The following is an 835-nucleotide window of genomic DNA, read 5'->3' as shown; positions in this document are numbered from 1 at the left end:
TGTTGGTGTTCGAGTTCGGCGGCGGCTTCCTGCAAAGTAACGATGTCGTCTGAAAGCCCGTCGGACGTGTGTTGCAACACGGTCTGCTCTTCCGCCAACTGCGCCAGTTCGCGCTCGATGTGTTCGCGGCGGATTTGCCCTTGGTTGGTGCGCGCCAGAAGTTCGGCGGCGCGTTGCTGCGCCTGACTGTATTGGCGCGTGTGCTGCTGTTGCTGCTGCATCAGGTTTTTATGTTGCACTTCTGACGAGCGCACGGCGGCCTCCGCCTGTTTGAACGCAGCTTCGGCGGCTGAAAGTTCGGGGGCGAGGTTTTCCAGTTCGGACGCGATGCCGTCGAGGCGCGCTTTTTGGGCAATCAGGCTTTCCTGCGCGGGTTTGGCATAGAGCAGGACGCTGACTTTATCGACCTGATGGCCTTCGGGCGTGAGCCAGATTTGATGCGTGCCCAAATCGTTTTGATGCGCGAGGGCGTAGCTCAAATCGGGCGCGCACAATACGCCGTCGAGCCAGTGGTGTAATGCCGTCTGAAATGGCGGCTGCGCTTGGATTTGGTTCAGCAATGCCTGTACGGGCAGCGATTTTTTGATGCCGCCGGAGAGGTCGTCTGAAAGCCATGCCGCCTGCCCCTGCGGCAAAGGTGCGGGGGGAACGAAGCCGTGCGGCACGCTACGGGCGTGCAGGCGTTCGGCAAGGATGACGGACAGGGCGTGCTGCCACTCGGCGGGCGCGGTGATGTGTTGCCACAGTTGCGGCGCGGCGGCGTGGTCGGTTGCCTGCCAGAAGTCGGCGGCTTCCTGCTGTTGCGACAGGATTTGCGACAACGCCTGCTGCTGCG

General features: G+C 62.0%; 1 pseudogene. It reads right to left on the bottom strand.

The window, feature by feature from the left end:
• Nucleotides 1–835 (bottom strand): annotated as a pseudogene (locus ACTHS3_RS16110) (chromosome segregation protein SMC); the annotation flags it as partial.

This window comes from Neisseria sp. P0009.S007 (assembly GCF_051962515.1).
This window is presented reverse-complemented; position numbering and strand designations above follow the sequence as displayed.